This window comes from Tahibacter soli (assembly GCF_025717065.2).
Classification (GTDB): domain Bacteria; phylum Pseudomonadota; class Gammaproteobacteria; order Xanthomonadales; family Rhodanobacteraceae; genus Tahibacter; species Tahibacter soli.
The window spans coordinates 894,220-916,315 of record NZ_JAOVZO020000003.1 but is presented as its reverse complement, the minus strand read 5'-3'; the positions used below and the strand labels follow the sequence as shown (position 1 = coordinate 916,315).

Annotated in this window: 21 protein-coding genes; 11 read left to right on the top strand and 10 right to left on the bottom strand. The window is 69.3% G+C overall.

Translation table 11 applies throughout. The features are described 5' to 3' along the window. The first annotated feature begins 10 nt into the window (after positions 1-10). Positions 11-586 carry a hypothetical protein gene (locus OD750_RS06505; RefSeq protein ID WP_263543446.1) on the top strand — a complete coding sequence of 192 codons (576 nt, stop codon included), beginning with the start codon at positions 11-13 and terminating at the stop codon, positions 584-586. Next, on the top strand, positions 583-1,005 hold the full coding sequence (locus OD750_RS06500; RefSeq protein ID WP_263543445.1) for a ubiquitin family protein: 423 nt from the start codon (positions 583-585) through the stop codon (positions 1,003-1,005). Before OD750_RS06505 ends, OD750_RS06500 begins: the two co-directional genes overlap by 4 nt. Here the strand turns inward: OD750_RS06500 and OD750_RS06495 are convergent. Then, on the bottom strand, positions 1,002-1,736 hold the full coding sequence (locus OD750_RS06495) for an ATP-grasp domain-containing protein (RefSeq protein WP_263543444.1): 735 nt from the start codon (positions 1,734-1,736) through the stop codon (positions 1,002-1,004). The two genes, OD750_RS06500 and OD750_RS06495, sit on opposite strands and share 4 nt — an antisense overlap. A gap of 160 nt (positions 1,737-1,896) precedes the next feature. Here OD750_RS06495 and dnaE point away from each other — a divergent pair, with 160 nt between their 5' ends. The 5 genes from dnaE to ispA all read left to right on the top strand — a co-directional run bounded on the left by dnaE (position 1,897) and on the right by ispA (position 9,052). Continuing rightward, the gene (gene dnaE, locus OD750_RS06490; RefSeq protein WP_263543443.1) at positions 1,897-5,436 is read left to right on the top strand and encodes a DNA polymerase III subunit alpha; all 3,540 of its coding nucleotides are present in this window, start codon (positions 1,897-1,899) and stop codon (positions 5,434-5,436) included. A 103-nt stretch (positions 5,437-5,539) separates the two neighbouring features. Further along, on the top strand, positions 5,540-6,499 hold the full coding sequence (locus tag OD750_RS06485) for an acetyl-CoA carboxylase carboxyltransferase subunit alpha (RefSeq protein ID WP_263543442.1): 960 nt from the start codon (positions 5,540-5,542) through the stop codon (positions 6,497-6,499). Then, positions 6,496-7,845, top strand: coding sequence for a tRNA lysidine(34) synthetase TilS (gene tilS / locus OD750_RS06480; protein WP_263543441.1), 1,350 nt, complete (start codon positions 6,496-6,498; stop codon positions 7,843-7,845). The genes OD750_RS06485 and tilS overlap by 4 nt, the downstream gene beginning before the upstream one ends. A gap of 32 nt (positions 7,846-7,877) precedes the next feature. Next, entirely contained in the window at positions 7,878-8,132 is a 255-nt protein-coding gene (locus OD750_RS06475; protein ID WP_263543440.1) for an exodeoxyribonuclease VII small subunit, read from the top strand. Positions 8,133-8,134: 2 nt separating this feature from the next. After that, a complete protein-coding gene (gene ispA / locus OD750_RS06470) occupies positions 8,135-9,052 on the top strand; it encodes a (2E,6E)-farnesyl diphosphate synthase (protein ID WP_425508220.1) in 918 nt (305 codons plus the stop codon). Positions 9,053-9,195: 143 nt separating this feature from the next. Here the strand turns inward: ispA and OD750_RS06465 are convergent, their stop codons facing one another. The 4 genes from OD750_RS06465 to OD750_RS06450 all read right to left on the bottom strand — a co-directional run bounded on the left by OD750_RS06465 (position 9,196) and on the right by OD750_RS06450 (position 12,019). After that, positions 9,196-9,630 carry a DUF4870 domain-containing protein gene (locus OD750_RS06465; protein ID WP_263543439.1) on the bottom strand — a complete coding sequence of 145 codons (435 nt, stop codon included), beginning with the start codon at positions 9,628-9,630 and terminating at the stop codon, positions 9,196-9,198. Between the two features lie 120 nt (positions 9,631-9,750). Next, entirely contained in the window at positions 9,751-10,083 is a 333-nt protein-coding gene (locus OD750_RS06460; RefSeq protein ID WP_263543438.1) for a hypothetical protein, read from the bottom strand. A gap of 12 nt (positions 10,084-10,095) precedes the next feature. Further along, on the bottom strand, positions 10,096-11,499 hold the full coding sequence (gltX, locus tag OD750_RS06455) for a glutamate--tRNA ligase (RefSeq protein ID WP_263543437.1): 1,404 nt from the start codon (positions 11,497-11,499) through the stop codon (positions 10,096-10,098). Positions 11,500-11,575: 76 nt separating this feature from the next. After that, a complete protein-coding gene (locus tag OD750_RS06450) occupies positions 11,576-12,019 on the bottom strand; it encodes a DUF4399 domain-containing protein (RefSeq protein ID WP_263543436.1) in 444 nt (147 codons plus the stop codon). A 112-nt stretch (positions 12,020-12,131) separates the two neighbouring features. Between OD750_RS06450 and OD750_RS06445 the strand changes: the two genes are divergently transcribed. Then, positions 12,132-13,925, top strand: a complete 1,794-nt coding sequence (locus OD750_RS06445; RefSeq protein ID WP_263543435.1) for an ABCB family ABC transporter ATP-binding protein/permease — start codon at positions 12,132-12,134, stop codon at positions 13,923-13,925. Positions 13,926-14,028: 103 nt separating this feature from the next. Continuing rightward, on the top strand, positions 14,029-15,105 hold the full coding sequence (locus OD750_RS06440; protein ID WP_263543434.1) for a hypothetical protein: 1,077 nt from the start codon (positions 14,029-14,031) through the stop codon (positions 15,103-15,105). Positions 15,106-15,148: 43 nt separating this feature from the next. Here OD750_RS06440 and phoU read toward each other — a convergent pair whose 3' ends face one another. From phoU to OD750_RS06420, 4 genes are all read right to left on the bottom strand, one after another. After that, the gene (gene phoU / locus OD750_RS06435) at positions 15,149-15,865 is read right to left on the bottom strand and encodes a phosphate signaling complex protein PhoU (protein WP_263543433.1); all 717 of its coding nucleotides are present in this window, start codon (positions 15,863-15,865) and stop codon (positions 15,149-15,151) included. A 145-nt stretch (positions 15,866-16,010) separates the two neighbouring features. Next, entirely contained in the window at positions 16,011-16,817 is an 807-nt protein-coding gene (pstB, locus tag OD750_RS06430) for a phosphate ABC transporter ATP-binding protein PstB (RefSeq protein WP_263543432.1), read from the bottom strand. Beyond that, a complete protein-coding gene (gene pstA, locus OD750_RS06425) occupies positions 16,814-18,124 on the bottom strand; it encodes a phosphate ABC transporter permease PstA (RefSeq protein WP_263543431.1) in 1,311 nt (436 codons plus the stop codon). Before pstA ends, pstB begins: the two co-directional genes overlap by 4 nt. Before the next feature lie 2 nt (positions 18,125-18,126). Continuing rightward, a complete protein-coding gene (locus tag OD750_RS06420; RefSeq protein WP_263543430.1) occupies positions 18,127-19,212 on the bottom strand; it encodes an ABC transporter permease subunit in 1,086 nt (361 codons plus the stop codon). Between the two features lie 132 nt (positions 19,213-19,344). Here OD750_RS06420 and OD750_RS06415 point away from each other — a divergent pair, with 132 nt between their 5' ends. Together OD750_RS06415 and OD750_RS06410 are read left to right on the top strand one after the other, a co-directional pair. Further along, entirely contained in the window at positions 19,345-20,478 is a 1,134-nt protein-coding gene (locus OD750_RS06415; protein WP_263543429.1) for a glycosyltransferase family 4 protein, read from the top strand. After that, positions 20,475-21,032 carry a phosphatase PAP2 family protein gene (locus OD750_RS06410; RefSeq protein ID WP_263543428.1) on the top strand — a complete coding sequence of 186 codons (558 nt, stop codon included), beginning with the start codon at positions 20,475-20,477 and terminating at the stop codon, positions 21,030-21,032. The genes OD750_RS06415 and OD750_RS06410 overlap by 4 nt, the downstream gene beginning before the upstream one ends. A gap of 153 nt (positions 21,033-21,185) precedes the next feature. Here the strand turns inward: OD750_RS06410 and OD750_RS06405 are convergent, their stop codons facing one another. After that, positions 21,186-22,094 carry a carbon-nitrogen hydrolase family protein gene (locus OD750_RS06405; protein WP_263543531.1) on the bottom strand — a complete coding sequence of 303 codons (909 nt, stop codon included), beginning with the start codon at positions 22,092-22,094 and terminating at the stop codon, positions 21,186-21,188. Positions 22,095-22,096 lie beyond the last annotated feature (2 nt).

Here is a 22,096-nt window from a genome sequence, read left to right as displayed (position 1 = left end):
GGATTCGTCCATGACCACGCTGCTGTCCGCCGAACTCGCCTGGTACGTCACCGGCCGTTTCTACGCGACGTCGACCACCGTCGCCGACTACGGCTATTTCCTGCATCTGGCCGGCATCGACGCCGAGTTGTTCAATGGCGCGAAAAGCGAGACGACCGCGCATTTCACGTTCGCCGCGCAACCGTTCGCGTTGAAAAAGGGCGTCACCAACGGTGCGCTGAGCCTGGGCCTCGATCCGGTCGGCGAATTCTCGATCTACCTGCAGCGCACGCCGGGCGGCAACTTCGACGATCCCGCATCCTTCGCGCAGGGTGAGCGCATCGCGACATTGCGCCGGGTCAGCGTCGTCGTCGGCACGACGGTCGATACCGGAACGACGCCGATCCTCGCGTCGAACGTCTTCTCGGCGCGTTTCGTCGACGCGACGCCGTTCGAGTTCCAGGGCCGCCGCTACGACCTGCGCGAACTCCTCGGCGCCGGCGTCACGCAATTCGGCACGGCCGCCGAAACGCCGATCGCGCCGCCGTCGCCGACGTATGCCGCCGTGCTGCCGTTCTCGGGTTCCGCGCTCGCGCTGCGACCGTGATCCGCTCGCTCGGCACGCTGCGCTACAGTCCGGCGCTGCGCGCCGGCGTGCACACGCGCCGCGACGGCGGCACGACCCGCTGGTGGCTCATCGTCGACTGCGATCCCGAGCTCGGCCGCTATCTTCGGCATTTGTATACGATCGAAAAACGCCGCACGCGCACGCTGCAGGCGCCGCTGTGGGGGCCGCATATCTCGGTCATCCGCGGCGAAGAACCGCACGACGTGCGCGCCTGGGGCGAACTCGACGGCGCGACGATCGAATTCGACTACGCCCCGAACGCGCGCGAGACCGACGGCTACGTCTGGTATCCGGTCGAATGCGCGGCGATGCTCGATCTGCGCGAACGGCTCGGTCTTGCGCGGGAACCGAGTCCGGCGCTGCATCTGACGATCGGCAACGCGCGCTACATCCGCTAGTCGCGCGGCATGACCGCGTGGCGAATCACCTCGAGCACGCTGCGCGGATCGCAGCCGTAGATGCCCGCGCCCCAGGCCGCGTTCTGTTCGACGCAGGCCCAGCCGCGACCGGCGATCAGGCCGACGTCGAGCACCGCCGCGCGCGGCAGGTCGACACGCGGATCGGCGAGCACGACATCGACGAACGTACGCATCGCGTCGTCTTCGGCGGCATCGCTGCGAAAGCCGGCATCCTGCTGCGGTTCTCCGTGGCGGCTGTAGATCGAGAACGTCATCGGGCGGCGATCCAGTACGAAACAGCGATATTCCTGTTCCCACGCCACGATCTCGGATACGAGCACGGTCATCGCGTCGTCGTAGTCGCGCGGCAGATCGCCGCCGGCATACACGGCGGCCGGAAAGCTCTTGTCGTTCGGCGGTTTGACGAACGCGGGCGCGGCGAGCGACCGCGCCTCGCCGAGCGTCGCCAGACGAATCTCGCGCCGGCGGTATTCCGCCGGCAGGCGCACGAGCCAGTCTTCGGGCGGACTCGACAGCGCGAGGCCGAAAGCCTCGGCCAGCATCGGCGCGAACAGCGCCTCGACGTGCAGCACGACGTCGCGCCGTTCGCGCAGATGCGGCGGCACGCGCCAGCCGGCGAGGCGTTCGACCTGCCAGCCGGCCGCGGTCGCGGCGCGCCACAGCGCCTGGGTATCGTCGGTATATCTCGGACTCAGAATCAGCGTCGGCATCGTTGCGACGGCGCATGCGCGCGCGTTTTTCTGTCCCGGATTGGTGCGCGCAATGATCACACGCCATACGCCGCGAACGGCAGCCGCTGCCGGGTCGAGCATGTCAAGCCTTGTCCCTGCCCGCCCATGTCCGTAACCTGCCCCACCGGACCCGGAAGTCATGACCGCACGCTTCGTCCACCTGCACGTCCACAGCGAATACTCGCTGGTGGACTCGACCATTCGCATCGGCTCGCTCGTCTCGGCGTGCGCGAAGGCGGATCTGCCTGCGCTCGCCCTGACCGACCAGGTCAACCTGTTCGCCCTCGTCAAGTTCTACAAGGACGCCGAAAAGGCCGGCATCAAGCCGATCGCCGGCGCCGACCTGTGGGTCGCCAATCCGGCCGACCGCAACAAGCCGACGCGGCTGACGCTGCTCGCTCAGAACCGCGACGGCTATCTCAACCTGTCGCGCCTGATTTCGCGCGCGTACACCGAAGGCCAGCACGGCGACTACGCGCAGATCGAACCGGCGTGGTTCAACGGCCTTTCCGCGGGCCTCATCGCGCTGATCGGTCGCGACAGCGACGTCGGCCATCTGCTCGTCGCCGGCAAGCACGACGCCGCGGCGGCGCGCTGCGGTCAATGGCTCGCGCTGTTCCCAGGGCGCTGCTATTTCGAACTCACGCGCGTCGGCGCCGCGAACGAGGCGGCGTTCAACGACGCGGCGATCGCGCTGTCGCCGGCGCTCGACTGTCCGGTCGTCGCGACCAACGACGTGCGCTTTCTCGAACGCGACGACTTTCTCGCGCACGAGGCGCGCGTGTGCATCCACCAGGGCCGCGTGCTCGGCGACCCCAAGCGCCCGAAGGACTACACCACCGAGCAGTACCTGAAATCGCCGGCCGAGATGGAGGCGCTGTTCGCCGATCTGCCCGAAGCGCTCGCCAACAGTGTAGAAATCGCCAAACGCTGCAATCTGGAATTGTCGTTCGGCACCTACTACCTGCCGGCGTTTCCGGTGCCGCCCGGCCATACGCTCGACACGTACATCCGCGAGCAGGCGCGTGAAGGCCTCGCCACGCGCCTGGCCAAGCACGGCCCCGCGCCCGAGCGCACGCGCGACGACTACGAATCGCGCCTGGAAATCGAAGTCGACGTCATCGTCAAGATGGGCTTTCCCGGCTACTTTCTCATCGTCGCCGACTTCATCAACTGGGCCAAGCAGAACGACATTCCGGTCGGCCCCGGCCGCGGCTCGGGCGCAGGCTCGCTCGTCGCCTACTCGCTCGGCATCACCGATCTCGACCCGCTGCCGTACGACCTGCTGTTCGAGCGATTCTTGAATCCCGAACGCGTGTCGATGCCCGACTTCGACGTCGACTTCTGCATGGACCGCCGCGACGAGGTGATCGACTACGTCGCGACCGCGTACGGCCGCGACCACGTCAGCCAGATCATCACGTACGGCACAATGGCCGCGAAGGCCGCCGTGCGCGACTGCGGTCGCGTGCTCGGCCATCCCTACGGCTTCGTCGACGGCATCGCCAAGCTGATTCCGATGACGCTCGGCGTGTCGCTCGAAGACGCGCTCGGCCGCTCGGCCGCGGCGAAGAAGGATTCTTCGCTCAGCTCGTCCGAACTGATCCAGCGCTACAACGAAGAGGAAGAGGTCAAGGCGCTGCTCGATCTCGCGCTCGAACTCGAAGACCTCACGCGCAACGCCGGCAAGCACGCCGGCGGCGTCGTCATCGCTCCGTCCAAGCTCACCGACTTCGCGCCGCTGTACTGCGAAGCCGGCGGCCACGGCGTCGTCACGCAGTTCGACAAGGACGACGTCGAGGCGGTCGGCCTCGTCAAGTTCGACTTCCTCGGCCTGCGCACGCTCACGATCATCGACTGGGCGGTCAAGGCGATCAACGGGCGCCGCGCGCGCAAGGGCGAGGCGCCGCTCGACATCACCGCGCTGCCGCTCGACGACGCCGAAAGCTATGCGCTGTTCGCGCGCGGCGACACGGTCGCGGTGTTCCAGTTCGAATCGCGCGGCATGCGCGAGCTGCTCAAGCGCGCGAAGCCCGACCGCTTCGAAGACATCATCGCGCTCGCCGCGCTGTTCCGCCCCGGCCCGCTCGGATCGGGGATGGACAAGGACTGGGTCGACCGCAAGCACGGCAACGCGGCCGTGACGTATCCGCATCCGTCGCTGGAACCCGTGCTCGCGCCGACCTACGGCGTGATCGTGTACCAGGAACAGGTGATGCAGATCGCCCAGGTGCTCGCCGGCTACTCGCTCGGCGGCGCCGACCTCTTGCGCCGCGCGATGGGCAAGAAAAAGCCCGAGGAGATGGCGAAGGAGCGCGTCAAGTTCGAGAGCGGCGCGTCCGAGCGCGGCGTCGACGCGAACCTCGCCAGTTCCATTTTCGACCTGATGGAAAAATTCGCCGAGTACGGCTTCAACAAGTCGCATTCGGCCGCCTACGCGCTGGTCGCCTACCAGACCGCGTGGCTGAAAGTGCACTACAAGGCCGAGTTCATGGCCGCGGTGCTGTCGTCGGACATGGACAACACCGACAAGGTGGTGACCTTCCTCGACGAGGCGCGCGCGCTCAAGATTCGCGTGCTGCCGCCGAACGTCAACGACTCGGTATACATGTTCCACGCGCGCGACGACGGCACGATCCGCTACGGCCTGGGCGCGATCAAGGGCGCCGGCAAGGGCGCATGCGAAAACATCGTCGCCGAGCGCGAGCGCGGCGGCCGCTACGTCGATCTTCTGGATTTCTGCCAGCGCATCGACGCGCAGAAGATCAACAAGCGCGTGCTCGAGGCGCTGATCCATTCCGGCGCGCTCGACGATCTGGCGCCCACACGCGCCACGCTCGCCGCACAGCTGCCGGAGGTCGTCAGAGCCGCCGAGCAGGCCGCGCGCGACCGGCTCGCGGGCCAGAACGACATGTTCGGCGCGTCGAGTCCCGTCGCGCCGAAGCTCGACCTGCCCGTCGTCGAGGAATGGCCGCTCGAGCAATTGCTCGCCGGCGAGCGCGAAACGCTCGGGCACTATCTGTCGGGGCACCCGACCGATTCGTGGAAGCCGCAGCTGCTGCAGCTCGCGACGTGTCCGCTCGGCGACATCGAGCAGAAATACCAGCCGCCGAAGATGCGTCCGCGCAAGGACGACGACGGCGACAACCGCTTCCGCCGCGGCCCCGACACGCCGTGGACGATCGCGGGCCAGGTGGTCGGCCTGCGCAAGCGCGGCGACACGATGGCGTTCGTGCAGATCGAGGACTGGAGCGGCCGCATCGAAGCGAGCTTCTTCCGCGACGCGTTCGTCGAATTCGGGCCGCTCCTGACGCGCGACGCGATCCTCGTGATCGAAGGCGGCCTGTCGTTCGACGACTTTTCGAACGCGCACCAGCTGCGCGCGCGCAGCGTCGTGACGCTCGACCAGGCGCTGGAACGCTTCGCGCGGTCGATCCGCATCGTCCTCAACGGCGTGGGGCCGACGTTCGTCGACAGCCTGCGTACCGCCCTGCTCGCCTACCGCGGCGGGCAGACGCCGCTGCGCCTTGCCTACGCATCGGCTGCCGGCCGCGCCGAACTCGACCTCGGCAGCGAGTGGCGCGTACGGGCAGGTCCGGATCTGATGCGCGCCTTGAACCGGCTGCCCGGCGTGAAGTCCGCCGAACTGCTGCTAACGCGCGCCAGTTCCGCCAATTGAACGCCAACTCCTTACTTCGTGCGTCGATTTTGTCGGCGCCGACCCATACTCCGGCCGCAGCGAGCCGCTATACTGCGCGCCTTTGTCCGGCCATCTGCAGCGAATGAATCCGAACTTCCTCGACTTCGAACAGCCGATCGCCGAACTGGAGGCCAAGATCCAGGAGCTGCGTCACGCCAGCCACGGTCAGGCCTTCAATATCGACGAAGAAATCGCGCGGCTGAAGGACAAGCTCAAGCTCAAGACCGCCGAGATCTTCAAGGCGCTGACGCCCTGGCAGGTGTCGCAGCTCGCGCGGCACCCGTCGCGTCCGTACACGCTCGACTACATCGGCGCGATGTGCGAGGAATTCCACGAGCTCGCCGGCGACCGCGCCTATGCGGAAGACGCCGCGATCGTCGGCGGCGTCGGCCGTATCGACGGCCGTTCGGTCGTCATAATCGGCCACCAGAAAGGCCGCGACACCAAGACCAAGATCCGCCGCAACTTCGGCATGCCGCGCCCCGAGGGCTATCGCAAGGCGCTGCGCCTGATGAAGCTCGCCGAACGCTTTCGCCTGCCGATCCTCACGCTGATCGACACGCCCGGCGCCTATCCCGGCGTCGGCGCCGAAGAGCGCGGGCAGTCCGAGGCGATCGCGCGCAATCTCCTGGAAATGAGCGAACTGCGCGTACCGGTGATCTGCACCGTGATCGGCGAAGGCGGCTCGGGCGGCGCGCTGGCGATTGGCGTCGGCGACCGTACGCTGATGCTCGAATACGCGACGTATTCCGTCATCACGCCGGAAGGCTGCGCGTCGATTTTGTGGAGAAGTGCCGAAAAAGCCAAGGATGCCGCCGAGGCGCTCGGTCTCACCGCGCCGCGCCTGTCCGAACTCGGGCTCGTCGACCAGATCGTCGCCGAACCGCTCGGCGGCGCGCACCGCGATCCGCCGGCGATGGCCGAAAAGCTCAAGCAGGTACTGCTCGGTCAGCTCGACATTCTCGAACGCGTCGACGCGCCGACGCTGCTCGAACAGCGCTACCAGCGCCTGCGCAAGTACGGCGCGTACAAGGGCGTGTGACGCCGACGACCGCCGGCTGGCTGCAGCGCGCGCTGGCCGGCGCGCCTTACGGCGCGATCTGCGTCGGATTTTCCGGCGGCCTCGATTCGACCGTGCTGCTGCACGCGCTCGCCGCGTCCGACGCCGCGCGCGCGCGCGGCCTGCGCGCGCTGCACATCGATCACGCACTGCATGCCGACAGCGCCGCGTGGGCCGGACACTGCCGTCGGTTCGCCGCGGCGCTCGACGTGCCGCTGACCGTCGAGCGCGTGGCCGTCGGCGCCGCGCGCGGACTCGGGCTCGAAGCGGTCGCGCGCACCGCGCGTCACGCGGCGTTCGCCACGGCGCTGGCGCCGGGCGAACTGCTCGCGCTCGCGCACCATCGCGACGATCAGACCGAAACCGTGCTGCTCAAGCTGCTGCGCGGCGCCGGACCCGAAGGGCTTGCCGGCATGCGCGCGCTGCGCGCGTGTGGTGCGGGACACTTGTGGCGACCGCTGCTCGACGTGCCGCGCGACGCGCTGCGCGCCTACGCGCACGCGCACGGACTCGCCGTCGTCGACGACCCGAGCAACGCCGACACGCGCCACGCGCGCAACTTCCTGCGCGCCGACGTGCTGCCGCTCGTGCGCCGGCGCTGGGCGCAGGCCGACGCCGCGATCGCGCACAGCGCGCGCTGGCTCGCGCAGGCCGCCGAATATCTCGACGAGGCGGCGCATGCCGCGCTCGCGCCGCTGCGCGGCGTCGATCCGGCAACGCTGCGCTGGCGCGAATGGCTGGCATTGCCCGACGCGCTGCGCGCCAACGCGCTGCGCCTGTGGCTGCGCGACCTTGATTTGTCCACACCAGAAATTCTGCACATCGAACAATTGGAGCGGCAGCTCGCGCGGGCCGAGTCGGACAAGCTGCCGTGCGTCGCGTGGGCCGGCACCGAAATCCGCCGCTACCGCGACCACATCCATGCGATGGCGCCGCTGCAAGCCCCGCCGGTCGACTGGCGCGTCGACGCCTGGGACGGCTCGCCGCTCGCCCTGCCCGCCGGCTGCGGCCGGCTGTCGCTCGAACCCGTCGACGCCCACGCCGCCCGGCCGGACGGCGTCGCGCTGACCGTCGCGTTTCGCCGCGGCGGCGAGCGTCTGCGGCCCGCGGGCGATCGTCATACGCGCGAGCTGCGCGATCTCATGCAGCACGCCGGCATGCCGCCGTGGCGGCGCGGACGCGTTCCGCTCGTGTCGCTCGGCGACACGCTCGTCGCGGTCGGCGACTACTGGCTGAGCGAGGACGGCGCGGCATGGCTCGGGCGACAACGCCTGCGCGTCGTCTGGAGCGGCGAGACCCAACCGTCAAAACGCGCACGTTGCGATTGACCCTTGCGGGGCGACGCGTTAGCTTTCGCGCCATGTCGAACACCCCTACCGAAACGCCGAATCAGATCGCCGAGTTCGAGAAGTCGCTGGACGAACTCGAACAACTGGTTTCCCGTATGGAGCAGGGCGACCTCGGGCTCGACGATTCGCTCAAATCGTTCGAGCGCGGCGTCGCCCTCTACCGCAACTGCCAGACGGCGCTCGAACAGGCCGAACTGCGCGTGAAGCTGCTGCTCGATCCGGACCGCCCCGACAGCGCCGCGCCGTTCCACCCCGACGTGCCGTGACGATCCGCGACGACGGCAACGGCAGCCGTATCGAGCTGCCGGCGCGCCTGCTCGCGTATTCGGCGCGCGCCGAGACCGTTCTTTCCGGCTTTCTGCCGCCCGAGTCGCAGGCGCCGGTCGAGCTGCACCGGGCGATGCGCTACGCGGTGCTCGGCGGCGGCAAGCGCCTGCGGCCGATGCTCGTCTACGCAACGGGCGCGGCGCTCGCCGCGTCATCCGAAGCACTCGACGCGTCGGCGGCAGCGGTCGAAATCATTCACGCGTACTCGCTCGTGCACGACGACCTGCCGGCGATGGACGACGACGACCTGCGTCGCGGCCGACCGACGTGCCACATCGTGTTCGGCGAAGCGATGGCGATCCTCGCCGGCGACGCGCTGCAGGCGCTGGCGTTCGAGCTGCTCGCGGCCGACGTCGCCGCGCCGGTCGATGCCGGCACGCGCGTGGAGATGCTGCGTGTGCTCGGCGCGGCGTGCGGTTCCCACGGCATGGCCGGCGGCCAGGCGCTCGATCTCGCGGCGGTCGGCCAGACCCTCGATGTCGCCGAACTCGAACGCATGCACGTACACAAGACCGGCGCTTTGATCCGTGCCTCGGTGCGCCTGGGCGCGCTGGCGGCCGGCTGCCGCGACGCGGAGCTGCTCGCGCGGCTCGAACGCTACGGCCACTGCGTCGGCCTCGCGTTCCAGATCCGCGACGACATCCTGGACATCGAGGGCGAAAGCCACGTCATCGGCAAGACGGCGGGCAAGGACGCGGCGAACGACAAGCCGACGTATCCGGCGATCCACGGCATGACCGAGTCGCGTCGGCTGCTGGCGGCGTTGACCGCCGAGGCCGTGGCGCAGCTGGCGCCGCTCGGGTCGCGCGGCGACGATTTGATGGCGCTGGCGCGGTTCGTCGCGGAGCGGGTTTCGTAGAGCGCTTCGCCCTGCTCTTACCCAGCTTCTGCTCTCGCTCGTCATCCCAGCCAAAGCTGGGATCCAGCCGTTGCTCTCAGCGCCCCGAGAAGCTGGATTCCAGCTTTCGCTGGAATGACGAGCATGGGCCGCTTACGCGAACGTCACTTCACCAGCCGCAGCGTCAGCGGATACCGGTATGCCATGCCCTCGCTCGCCTTGAGCGCGCCGACCACCGTCGCCACCAGCCACGCAATGCACAGCACCAGCCACGCCGGGATCGCGACGATGAGGCCGATGCCGATCGTGATGACCGAGAACAGCAGCAGGCCCACGCACACCAGCGCCACCGTGATGTTGAAATTCAGCGCTTCCTTGCCCTGGTCGTCCACAAAGGGCATTGTGTCTTTCTTCAGCAGCCAGACCGCCAACGGACCGACGAAGACGCCCCACCCGCCGGCCCAGCCGGTCAGGAGGCCGCCGACGAGCGCCGACAGATGCGCCAGCATCGCCCACTGCTTTTCGTCCGCGGTCGGACCTGCCTGCGGCGGCGGCGGGCTCGGCGGCAGGACGTCGGGGCTGGCTTGATCGATGTTCATGCGGGCTCTCCTTGGGGAACGCATGTACAGATTGGGCTCCGCGCCCCGCGCATTCAACCGCTAAACGTTGGGTAACGAAAGTCATCGTTGCGATTGCGCGCAACGACCACAGCGGCGGCCTCAGCGCACCGGCGGCAACGCGTCTCCGCAGCGCGTGCATGTCGCGCTGCCCGCCGAATTGCGGTGCCCGCACGCAAGGCACGTACGCACGCGCGCGGGCAGGACGAACGATACGATCCAGCCGAGCGGTCCGAGCGCCGCGCCGAGCGCGACGTCACGCCAGAACGTGCCGCGACGCCAACCGATCAGTCCGCCGCCGACGATGCCGACGAGCGTTATCGCGATCAGCAGCCACCAGTCGACCATGTCCATCAGCCGCCAGAACACGGTCCACACCGCGTCCGGGTCGGACAGGTCGACGCCGTCTAGCAGTTGCCGGATCAGCGAGTCCATGAGGGTCGGAACTTATTCTCCGATGCGTTTGAGCGCTTCTTCCACGCGCGCGACCGCGCGCGACTGCCCGGCGAGAAACACCGTGTGATCGATCGACGGCGACACCTGCGTGCCGGTCATCGCCACGCGCAGCGGCTGCGCGACCTTGCCCATGCCTTCGCCGATCGCGGCCGCGGCGGCTTCGATCGCTTTGTGCACGTTTTCCACGTTCCATTCGGCGACCGCGGCGAGCCGCGCGTGCACGGCCTTGAGCGCCGGTACCGCCGTCGCCGATTTCAGGTGCTTGGCGACCGCCGCGTCGTCCCATTCCCTGATCGGTCCGTACCACACGGCCGCCTTCTCGGCCATTTCCTTGAGCGTCCGCGCACGGTCGCGCAGCGCGACGATCACGTCGGCCGGTGCCGGGCCGCTCGCGACGTCGTAGCCGGCGGCGTCGAGATGCCACAGAAAATGCGGCACGAGTTCGGCCGGATCGTCGTTCTTGAGGTATTGCTGGTTCAGCCACGAGAGCTTCTCGACGTCGAAGCGCGCGGCCGACACGTTGACGTCGGCGACGTCGAACAGATCGATCATTTCCCGGCGCGAGAAGATTTCCTGGTCGCCGTGCGACCAGCCCAGCCGCACGAGATAGTTGAGCACCGCGTGCGGCAGAAAACCGTCGTCGCGGTACTGCATCACGCTGACCGCGCCGTGGCGCTTGGACAGCTTCTGGCCGTCCGGCCCGAGAATCATCGGCAGGTGCGCGAACGCCGGCGCGGCGGCGCCAAGCGCGTTGTAGATGTTGATCTGGCGCGGCGTGTTGTTGACGTGGTCGTCGCCGCGGATCACGTCGGTGATCTTCATGTCGATGTCGTCGACGACGACGGCGAAGTTGTACGTCGGAAAGCCGTCCGACCGGAAGATCACGAGGTCGTCCAGTTCCTCGTTGCTCCACTCGATGCGGCCCTTGACCTTGTCGTTGAACACGACCGAACCCGCCGTCGGGTTCTTGAAGCGGATCACGCGATTCGGATCGTCGCGCAGCGGTTCGGCGCGGTCGCGATACGCGCCGTTGTAGCGCGGCTTGACGTTCGCGGCCATCTGCTGCGAACGCATCGCTTCGAGTTCTTCCTTCGTCTCGTACGCGTAGTACGCCTTGCCGGCGCGCACGAGATCTTCGGCGACCTGGCGATAGCGCTCCATGCGCAGCGTCTGGTAGTACGGGCCTTCGTCGTGGCCGAGATCGAGCCAGCGCATGCCGTCGAGAATCGCCTGCACCGCGGCGTCGGTCGAGCGCTCGCGGTCGGTGTCTTCGATGCGCAGGATGAACTCGCCGCCGCGATGGCGCGATTCGAGCCAGCAATACAGCGCGGTGCGCGCCCCGCCGATGTGGAGGTAGCCGGTGGGACTCGGGGCGAAGCGCGTACGTACGGTCATTGCGATGATTCGGTTTCCTTGGGGCGCGTATGTTAACCGAGGCGATCCGCGCCGCGCGGACCGCCTCGAAACCGGGCTACTTGACGTGTACCGTGATCTTCTTCGACAGCACCGGCGGATCGAGCGGGATATGCGCCGCGTCGCCGAGCACGAGCTGCAGCGTGTGCTCGCCCGGCGGCAGCGTGACCGTCGTTTCGGTCTGGCCGAGGCCGTAGTGCTTGTGCGTATCGTCGTTCGGCAGCGGCAGATCCATCGGCGGCAGGTCTTTCACGTCGATCAGGAGGTGGTGGTGGCCGGTGCCGTCCTTGACCACGCCGGCCGGCGCCACGCCCATGCCCTTCAGGCCGAAGCGCACGGTGAACGTTTTCTCGACCGTCGCGCCGTCGGCCGGCGCGATGAAATACAGTTCGGTGCCGGCGACCGCTTTCGTGCGCGGCAGGCCGGACGGCTTGGCGGCGTCCTGCGCGACGGCGACGGTGCACGCCGCGGCGAGCGCGATGGCGGCAAGAGTCTTGAACATGGCGGTTCCTCGTCTTTCGGGGTGAGGACGACGATGATACGCGCACGCCGGCGCGCCTTGCGCAGCCACGATACGCACCCATATGCCCCTTCCGCATCCATCGGCCCCGCGCATGAGCCCAGCACCGCCCCAGGAACGTTCGCTCTTCGCCATGCTGCGGCTGATGCTGCCGCACATCTGGCCGTACCGCGGGCGCGTCGCGTTCGCGATCGGCTGCCTGATCGCCGCGAAGCTCGCGACGATCGCCGTGCCGCTGACGCTCAAGGACCTCATCGACGCGCTCGACGTGAAGCCGTCGCTGCTGTTGCTGCCGCTCGTTCCGCTCGTCGCGTACGGCGCGCTGCGCCTGGCCTCGTCGCTGTTCCAGGAGCTGCGCCAGATCGTGTTCGCGCGCGTCATGGCGCGCACGTCGCGCAAGATCACGCTCGCCGTGTTCCGCCACCTGCACGGGCTGAGCCTGCGCTTTCATCTCGACCGCAAGACCGGCGGCGTCGCCCGCGACGTCGAACGCGGCATGACCGCCGTTTCCGACCTGCTCGACTGGACGCTGTACACGATCCTGCCGACGCTGTTCGAAATCGCCGTCGTCGCGATCATTCTCGTCACGCGCTACGACGCGAGCTTCGCCGTGATCACGCTCGGCACGCTGGTCGCCTACATCGCGTTCACGTTCTCGGTCACCGAATGGCGCCTGCGCTACTACCGCGCCGCGAACGAGGCCGACACCGAGGCGAACGCACGCAACGTCGATTCTCTGCTCAACTACGAGACGGTCAAATATTTCAATAATGAAGAACACGAACAGCGCCGCTTCGACTCGGCGCTGACGAAACTCGAAAACGCGACGGTCAAGAGCCTCAAGACGCTCGCCGTGCTCAACATCGGCCAGGCCGGCATCGTCGCGATCGGCCTGACGCTCCTGTTGTGGCGCGCCGCCGTCGGCGTCGCGGAAGGCCGCATGGCGATCGGCGACCTCGTGCTCGTCAACGCGTTCCTGATCCAGCTGTCGATTCCGCTGAGCTATCTCGGCATGGTCTATCGCGAGGTCAAGCAGGCGCTGACGAACATCCAGCGCATGTTCGCGCTGCTCGACGAGCCGCAGGAAGTGCGCGACGCGCCCGATGCGCCGCCGCTCGCCGTGACCGGCGCCGAACTGTCGTTCGAACACGTCGACTTTCACTACGACCCCGCGCGGCCGATCCTGCACGACGTCGATTTCCGCATCCCGCCCGGCAAGACGCTCGCGGTCGTCGGCACGACCGGCGCCGGCAAATCGACGCTGGCGCGCCTGTTGTACCGCTTCTACGACGTCAGCGGCGGCGCGATCCGCATCGACGGCCAGGACATCCGGCAGGTCAGCCAGGATTCGCTGCGCACGGCGATCGGCATCGTTCCGCAGGACACGGTCCTGTTCAACGACACGATCTACTACAACATCGCCTACGGCCGACCCGAGGCGACGCGCGAGGAAGTGATCGCCGCGGCGCGTTCGGCACATATCCACGATTTCATCGTGTCGCTGCCGCAGGGCTACGACGCGACCGTCGGCGAGCGCGGACTGAAGCTGTCCGGCGGCGAGAAGCAGCGCGTCGCGATCGCGCGCACGCTGCTCAAGAATCCCGCGCTGCTCGTGTTCGACGAGGCGACCAGCGCGCTCGACACGCGCACCGAGAAGATCATCCAGGCCGAGCTGGCCGAAATCGCGCGCGACCGCACGACGCTCGTCATCGCGCACCGGCTCTCCACGATCGTGGACGCGGACGAAATCGTCGTGCTGGACCAGGGCCGCATCGTCGAACGCGGCGACCACGCGAGCCTGCTCGCCGCCCATGGCCGCTATGCGGCGCTGTGGACGATGCAGCAGCGCGAAGCGCGACCGGCGGCGCCCGAGCCGGCGCCGGCATGACGCGTGCCAGTTGACGCCCCCGCCGCGTTCGCGACAATTGGGGCAACATCACCGTCACTCGCCGTGCGTTCCGCACCGGCGCCGCTCTTAGGGGAGCATCCGGATGGCCTATAAGATCGTCCTGGTCGGCGCAAGCCCGGCCGAGGAGACCGAGTTCCGCAATCTCGTCGGAGCGGCGGCCTCGCGCCTGCGCCAGCGCTGGGACATCGGCACCGAAGGCGACGCCGACCTGGTCGTGGTCGACGTCGACTCGGTGTTCGGCCACATGGCCTGGCTCAAGGCCAGCGCTTCGGGCACGCGCACCGCGGCGTTCACCGCGCGCGATTCGGCGCGCGAATCCGACCTGCTGCTGCCGCGCCCGTTGACGCTCGACGGCGTCGCCGGCGTGCTCGCGATGTTCGCGCTCGAGGTCGGCAACGCGAACGCCGGCTACGCGAACACCTACGAACCGCCGAACGAGCCCGCACCCGCCCCCGTGGCGGCGCCGACGCCGGTGCCCGCGCCGCGCGAGCCGGTGCGGCCGGTGTCCGAACTGATCCGCCAGCCGGCGCCGCCGCGCCCGACCGCACCGGCGCCCGCACCGCCCCCGCCCGCGCCGGCCGTCGCGCCGCCGCGCGAGCTGACGCTCGTCGACTACCTCACGAGCACGCCGCTCGCGGCGCCGTCGCGGCTCGTCACGCCCGACGCGCCCGACCTCGTGCTCGATCCGGCCTCGCAGACGTGGCACAGCGCCGCGACCGGCCTGCGGGCGCTGGCGCCGCATTGTTCACGAACGATCAAAGTATCGGATTGGCAGGAGCTCTCGCCGGCCGAGTTCGCGGCCGCCAAGAGCGCGAACCCGCAGCCGTACAGCCGGCTCCTGTGGTTCTACACGGTCAACCGCTCGAAGGGCGAACTGCTGCCCGGCCTCGACCGCGGCGCGAAGTTCAAGCTCGCGAAGTACCCGCAGAGCGAGCGCGAGTTCGCCAAGCACTTCCGCATCGCGACGTTCATGATGAAAGACTACGCCACGCTCGCCGACATCAGCGACGCGAGCGGCGCGCCGCTTGGCGACGTCGTCGACTACGTCAACGCGTACTACGCGATCGGCTTCGTCGAAAGCGACAAGCCGCGCTTCGGCGAAGCCCTCGACGCGAAGGGCGGCATGCTCTCGCGGTTGCGCAATCCGTTCGGACGGTAGCGCTCAAGCCCTCTCCCCCAAGCTCGCTTGGGGGAGAGGGAGTCTAGTTTTCCGGCGGTGTGGTGGACTTCGCCAGCCCCGTATGCCGCACGTCCTTGCCGCGCACGAGATAGATCACCTGCTCGCACAGGTTCTTGCAGCGGTCGCCGATGCGTTCGAGCGAACGCGCGCACCAGAGCAGGTCGAGCGCCGCCGGCACGCGTTCGGACTCGCGCTGCATCAGCGTCACGAGCATCGCGGCGAGTTCCTTGTACAGAACGTCGACCTCGCGATCGCGCCGCAAGCGTTCGAGCGCGCGCGTTTCGTCCATGCGCGCGAACGTGTCGAGCGTGCCGCGCAACTGGTCGCGCACGAGCGCGCCCATCTGCGTCAGCTTGAAGACGTAGCTTTCGGCCAGTTCCACGGTGTTGCCGAGTTTTTCGGCGAGCTTGGCGATGCGCTCGGCCTCGTCGCCGATGCGCTCGAGATTCGCGACCATGCGCACCACCGCGAGCACGAGGCGCAGGTCCGACGCCGCCGGCTGGCGCCGCGCGAGAATCTGCGTGCAGCGCGCGTCGATTTCGAGTTCGGCGGCGTTGACCGCGTCCTCGCGCGCGATGACGTCGGCCGAACGCCGCGCGTCGCGCTCGGCGAGCGCTTCGAGCGCGGTCGCCAGCTGCGCTTCGACGAGACCGCCCATCGCCAGCACCTGGCGCGTCAGGGCCGCAAGTTCGGTGTTGAACTGCTGCGAAATATGCTGGCTGAGGTGCAGACGATCCATTGCGCTTCTTCGGGTTTCGAGGCTCGACGGAACTTTACGATACTTTTATCACGTTACACTTCGTACGATTCGCCGGCGTCTCTCGGGCGCGATCGTCGCCGCAGCGCAACAAAAACATTCCTCTGCGGCAAGGTCGATAGTACGCCTAACCGGTGCGCGATCGACCGGTGATGTAGTCTTCCGTTTCGCGCAGCCGCGGGTTCGTGAAGATCGCTTCCGTACGGTCCACTTCGAGCACCCGTCCGCCGCGCATGAACGCGGTGTAGTCGGCGACGCGCGCGGCCTGCTGCATGTTGTGCGTGACGACGAGCACCGTGTATCGCTCGGCCAGCGCGACGACGAGTTCCTCGAACCGCAGCGTCGAGATCGGGTCGAGCATCGAGGCCGGTTCGTCCATCAGCAGCACGTCCGGTTCGACCGCGATCGCGCGCGCGATGACGAGCCGCTGCTGCTGGCCGGCCGACAGCGCGAGCGCGCTGTCGCCGAGACGGTCGCGCACCTCGTCCCACAACGCGGCGGCGCGCAGCGCCGCTTCGACGCGCTGCTCGATCTCGCGGCGCGAACGCAGGCCGGCCAGGCGCAGCCCGAACGCGACGTTGTCGGACACCGACAGCGGAAACGGATTGGGTTTCTGGAACACCATGCCGACGCGGCGGCGCAGGTCCGGCAGCGCGACGCCGTCCGCGTACGCGTCCTCGCCGAACAGGCGCACCTCGCCCGCGACGCGGCAATCGGCGATCTCGTCGTTCAAACGGTTGAAGCAGCGCAGCAGGCTCGACTTGCCGCAGCCGGACGGACCGACCAGCGCCGTGACGCGCTGCCGCGGCACGTCGAGATCGACGCCGTCGAGCGCGCGCCGGCCCGCGTAGTCGACGACGACGCCGCGCGCCGACAGCGCGAGTTCCAGTCCGTCGAGCAGATCCGGCGTCATCGCCGGCGTCGGTACGTTCATGCAAGGCCCCGCGTCGATTCGCGCAGGCGATTGCGCACGACGATCGCCGACAGGTTGAGGATCGCGACCACCGCGACGAGCAGCAGCGCCGCGGCATAGGCTTGCGGCGTCGAGCGCAGCGCGTCGCCGCCGGCCAGCGCGCGGTCGTACACCGTATAGCCCAGGTGCATGAACTGCCGCGACGCGTGCAGATACGGAAACTCGCCGTCGACCGGCAGCGCCGGCGCGTATTTGACGACGCCGACGAGCATCAGCGGCGCGACTTCGCCGGCCGCGCGCGCGATCGCGAGAATCAGGCCGGTCAAAAGCGCCGGCCGCGCGACCGGCAGCACGACGCGCCGGATCAGCTCCGCGCGCGTCGCGCCGAGCGCGAGCGCCGCCTGACGCAATCCCTGCGGCACGCGCGCGAGCCCTTCCTCGGTCGCGGTGACGACCACCGGCAGCGTCAGCAGCGCGAGCGTCATCGACGCCCACATCAGACCGCCGCTGCCGAACGTCGGCGACGGCAGCGCGTCGGCGAACAGCCACGCGTCGAGATTCGCGCCGACGGTGTGCACGAACAGCACGAGGCCGAACAGGCCGTAGATCACGGCCGGCACGCCGGCCAGATTCGCGACGGCGGCGCGGATCGCGCGCGCGCCGATGCCGTCGCCCGCATATTCGTGCAGCCACAGCGCCGCGAGCACGCCGAGCGGCATGACGAGAATGCTCATCGCGAACACCAGCACGACCGTGCCCACGAGCGCCGCGAACAGGCCGTCGTCGCGGCGCTCGTCGCCGGCAACGAACTGCCACGCGCGCGACGCGACGACGGCGGCGCGCGCGCCGAGACCGAGCGCATTCGGCGCGATCGCTTCGACGACGTCGGCGCGACGCAGGCCGGGCGGCAGTCCCGGCGCGGCGATCGTCGCGGCGTTCTCCAGCGCGAGCCACGCGGCGACGTCGCCGCGCGCGACGAGTTCGCGGCCGTCGGCCAGGCGCAGACTTACCGCGTCGCGCGGCCGTTCGCGCGAGACGACGTCGGCCAGCGCGACGCGCCGATACGCGCCGCCGGCACGCTCCGTCTCGCTGCCGCGCACGACGAGATGCGCGCCGTCGTCGGCGACGAGCGCGGCGAGCTCCTGACGCACGATGTCGACTTCGCGCCAGCGGATTTCTTCGATCGGCCTGACGGCGAAACCCGACAACGCCTGCGACGCGAGCAGCGCGACGAGGCCGACGAGCGCGGCGAGGCTGATCGCGATGCCCGCGGCGGCGAGCCAGAGCCCGGCGGCGTCGGTACGCCGCGCGTTGCGTGCGCGAGCCACGGTCACAGCGCCGTGTAGCGGCGGCGCAGGCGACCGCGCACGCCCTCGGCGATCGAATTGAGCACGAAGCACGCGCCGAACAGCCACAGCGCGGACGTCAGCAGCAGCCGGTAGTGTGCGCCGCCAGGTACGGCCTCCGGCGCTTCGAGTGCGAGGTTCGCGGCGATCGAACGCAGGCCGGAGAGCGGGTCGGCGTCGGACAGCGGCGTGTTGCCGCTCGCCATCAGCACGATCATCGTTTCGCCGAGCGCGCGGCTGAAACCGAGCAGCACGGCCGCGGCGATGCCCGGACTCGCGGCGCGCAGGATCAACCCGGCCAGCGCCTGCCAGCGCGTCGCGCCGAGCGCGTACGCGCCGTCGGAGAGACTCGCCGGCACCGCGAACAGCGCGTCCTCGGCGAGCGTGAACATCGTCGGCATCACCGCAAGACCGAGCACGACGCCGACGACGAGCGCGTTCCAGGGCGTCGCCGGCTGCGACAGCGCGGCCGGCAGCACCGCCGCGAGCGGACCGCCGAGCGCGGCGGCAACGAGCGCCACCGCAATCAACGCCGGCACAGCGAGCCATGCCTCGCGGCCGTCGCAGCGACGCTGCCACGCGCGCGGCGCGAACGCCTGCCATGCGATGCCGGCCAGCGCGAGCGCCGGCGGCGCGAGCGCGAGAAACGCGGCAAAGGCCAGCACGTGCCGGGCGAGCCACGGCGCCAGCGTCACGGCGGCGACGAGCCCCAGCACGACGGCCGGCACGGCTTCGAACAGTTCGAACAGCGGTTTGAGCCACGCGCGCAGCCGGGGCCGCGCGAAGCGCGCGCACCACGCGGCAGCCGCGAGCGCGAGCGGAAACGCGAAAGCGAGCGCGAACAGCGCGGCCTTGAAGCTGCCGGCCAGGAGCGGCCACAGGCGATCGAACCGCACGGGCTCGACGCCGGCGTCGAGCAGCAGAAACGCGGGAATGCCGAGCACGGCCGCAATCACGACGACGGCCGCGCCCGTCACGAAAACGCCGAGCAGGCGTTCGCGACGCAATCGTGACGGCAATCGGGCAAGGGCGCGCGCAGCCAACGGCGCGGCGGTAGCGGAAACGGGCATCGGCGCATGCTGGGACGTGTTTGTGACAGTCATGTTACATGACCGGCGGCGCCGTCATTGACCTGTCACCTGCCGGCAACGGCCGCGCAAACGCCGGCCCGCAGGCTTGCGCAAACCACCAGGCCGCCCGCCGTGCGCATTGCGATCGTCACCGAGACCTACCCGCCCGAAATCAACGGCGTCGCGTTGACCGTGCAGGCGCTCGCCCAGGGACTCGGCGGCAGCGGCCATGCCGTGCAGCTGATCCGGCCGCACCAGGCCCAGCCGAGCAGTGCGGACGGCGTGGCCGAAGACGTTCTCATGCGCGGCGCGGCGATCCCGCGCTATCCGGGCCTGCGTTTCGGCCTGCCGGCGCGGCGCCGGCTCGAAGCGCTGTGGCGCGCACAGCGGCCCGACGCGATCTACGTCGCGACCGAGGGCCCGCTCGGACACTCCGCCCTGCGCGCCGCGCGCCGTCTCGGCATCGCCGCGAGCACCGGTTTCCACACGCGCTTCGACGACTTCGCGCGCCACTACGGCGTGGGCTTCCTGACGCCGCTCGTGTTCGCCTGGCTGCGGCATTTCCATCGCCTCGCCGCCGCGACGCTGGTGCCGACCGACGAACTGGCGCGCTTTCTGCGCGAACGCGACTTCGGCGACGTGCGCCTGCTGCGCCGCGCGGTCGACACCCATCTGTTCGATCCCGCGCGCCGCGATGCCGAACTGCGCCGCCGCTGGGGTCTGACGCCGGACGATCTCGCGGTCATCTACGTCGGCCGGATCGCGCCGGAAAAGAACCTCGATCTCGGCGTGCGCGCGTTCCGCGCGATCCAAAGCGAACTGCCGCACGCGCGCTACGTGTTCGTCGGCGACGGTCCGGCGCGCGCCGCGCTCGCCGCCGCGAACCCCGACTTCATCTTCACCGGTTCGCTCCGCGGCGAGGCGCTCGCGCGCCACTTCGCGTGCGGCGACCTGTTCCTGTTCGCCAGCCTCACCGAAACGTTCGGCAACGTCACGCTCGAAGCGATGGCGAGCGGCGTCGCGACCGTCGCGTTCGACTACGGCGCGGCGAAGGAACACATCGACGACGGCCGCACCGGCCGCCGCATCGCGCCGGGCGACGCCGACGCGTTCGTCGCCGCCGCGCTCGACCTTGCGCGCGCATCCGACGCGCGCCGCGCGATGGCCGCCGCCGGACGCGAGGCGATGCTGCCGCTCAGTCCGCAATCCGTTACCGACCACTTCGCCGAACTGCTGGCCGCGCTGTCCGGGAGAAACCGACCATGAACGCGATCGAACGCTGGAACCGCCTGGAAGTGAAAAGCGGCGAGTGGCGTCTGTGCCTGGCCGCCAACCGCTGGGGCACGCGCCGCGCGATCGCGCGGTTCTTCGGCGTGGTCAGCCGTCTCGGCGACGGCGTGTTCTGGTACACGCTGATGGGCGTGCTCGCGCTGACGCTCGGCGCGCGCGGCGCGCAGGCCGCCGCGCACATGGCCGCGACCGGCATCGCCGCGCTCCTGATCTACCGCGCGCTGAAAAAGCATACGCGCCGGCCGCGCCCGTTCCGCGCGCACGAAGGCATCGTGGCACATATTCCACCGTTGGACGAGTACAGTTTTCCGTCCGGCCACACGCTGCACGCGGTGAGTTTCACGCTGGTGGCCTGCGCGTACTTCCCGTGGCTCGCGGCGGTGCTGGTGCCGTTCACGCTGCTGGTGGCGGCCTCGCGCGTGGTGCTCGGCCTGCACTTTCCGAGTGACGTGCTGGCCGCCGCGATGATCGCCAGCGGCCTCGCGGGCTTCTCGCTGTGGCTGGTGCGCGGCGTCAGTCTGTTCGCCTGATCGATTCGACGATCGCCGCCCGTACGTTCGGGCGCAGTTGATCGCCAATCGGAAAACTACGGGCAACCGTCGACGCCGCATTTCTGGATAGGCCGCGTGCTTCCCACATCCCCGCCAAGCGCTTGCTTCGCAATCGCTTGGCCGCCCCTTGACTCAAGGGGGCTCCGACGCGGCTTCGTCGGACAGTTTCTCGACCTTGGCAACGCGCACGCTCGGCCGCAGCTGATCGTCCCAGTCTGCCGCGTTTGCGACTTGTCCCGTTTGTCGCACAGTCGCGAGGCGTTCGGGATCGAGATCGGCGATCAGCCACGTCGGCCCCGTCTCGGCGCGCGCGACGACGCCGTCGGGCGGCAGACCGCGATCGCTCGGCGCATACAGCGCCGCGACGCCGGTGTTGACGTCGAGCGCCGGACTCCATGGCGCTTCGCCGGCCGTTACCGACTGCGCGACGTACACCTGGTTCTCGAGCGCACGCGCCATGCACCCGACGCGCACGCGCGTCGCGCCGGCATCGGTGTCGGTGCAGCTCGGCACGAGGATCAGCCGCGCGCCCGCTTCGCACTGCGCGCGTGCGTACAGCGGAAATTCGCTGTCGTAGCAGATCGCGATGCCGACGCGGCCGAACGGCGTATCGAACGTCTTCAACGCGTCGCCGGCTTCGACGACGCCGCTGCCGCGCTCGAAGCCGGTCAGGCTCAGCTTGTCCTGGAACACGCGGCGGCCGTCCGGCGCGAACAGCCACGCGCGGTTGCGATAGCGGCCGTTGTCCTGCCGCGCGAGAAACGTGCCGGCGACGACGTGCATGCCGGTCGTGCGCGCGGCATCGGCGAACAGCGCGAGCCAGTCATCGTACAGCGATTGCAGCGCGGCGAGCGAGCGCACGAAGTCGCCGCGGATGTCCGCATCGAACGTCGCGGCGAGTTCGAGCGACAGGTATTCCGGCAGCACCGCGAGCGCGGCGCCCTCGTCGGCAGCGGCGTCCAGTTCGGCGCGCACGCGCGCGGCGAACGCGTCGAACGTCGCCGGTTCGCCGATGCGCCACTGCGCGAGCGCGAGGCGCAGGC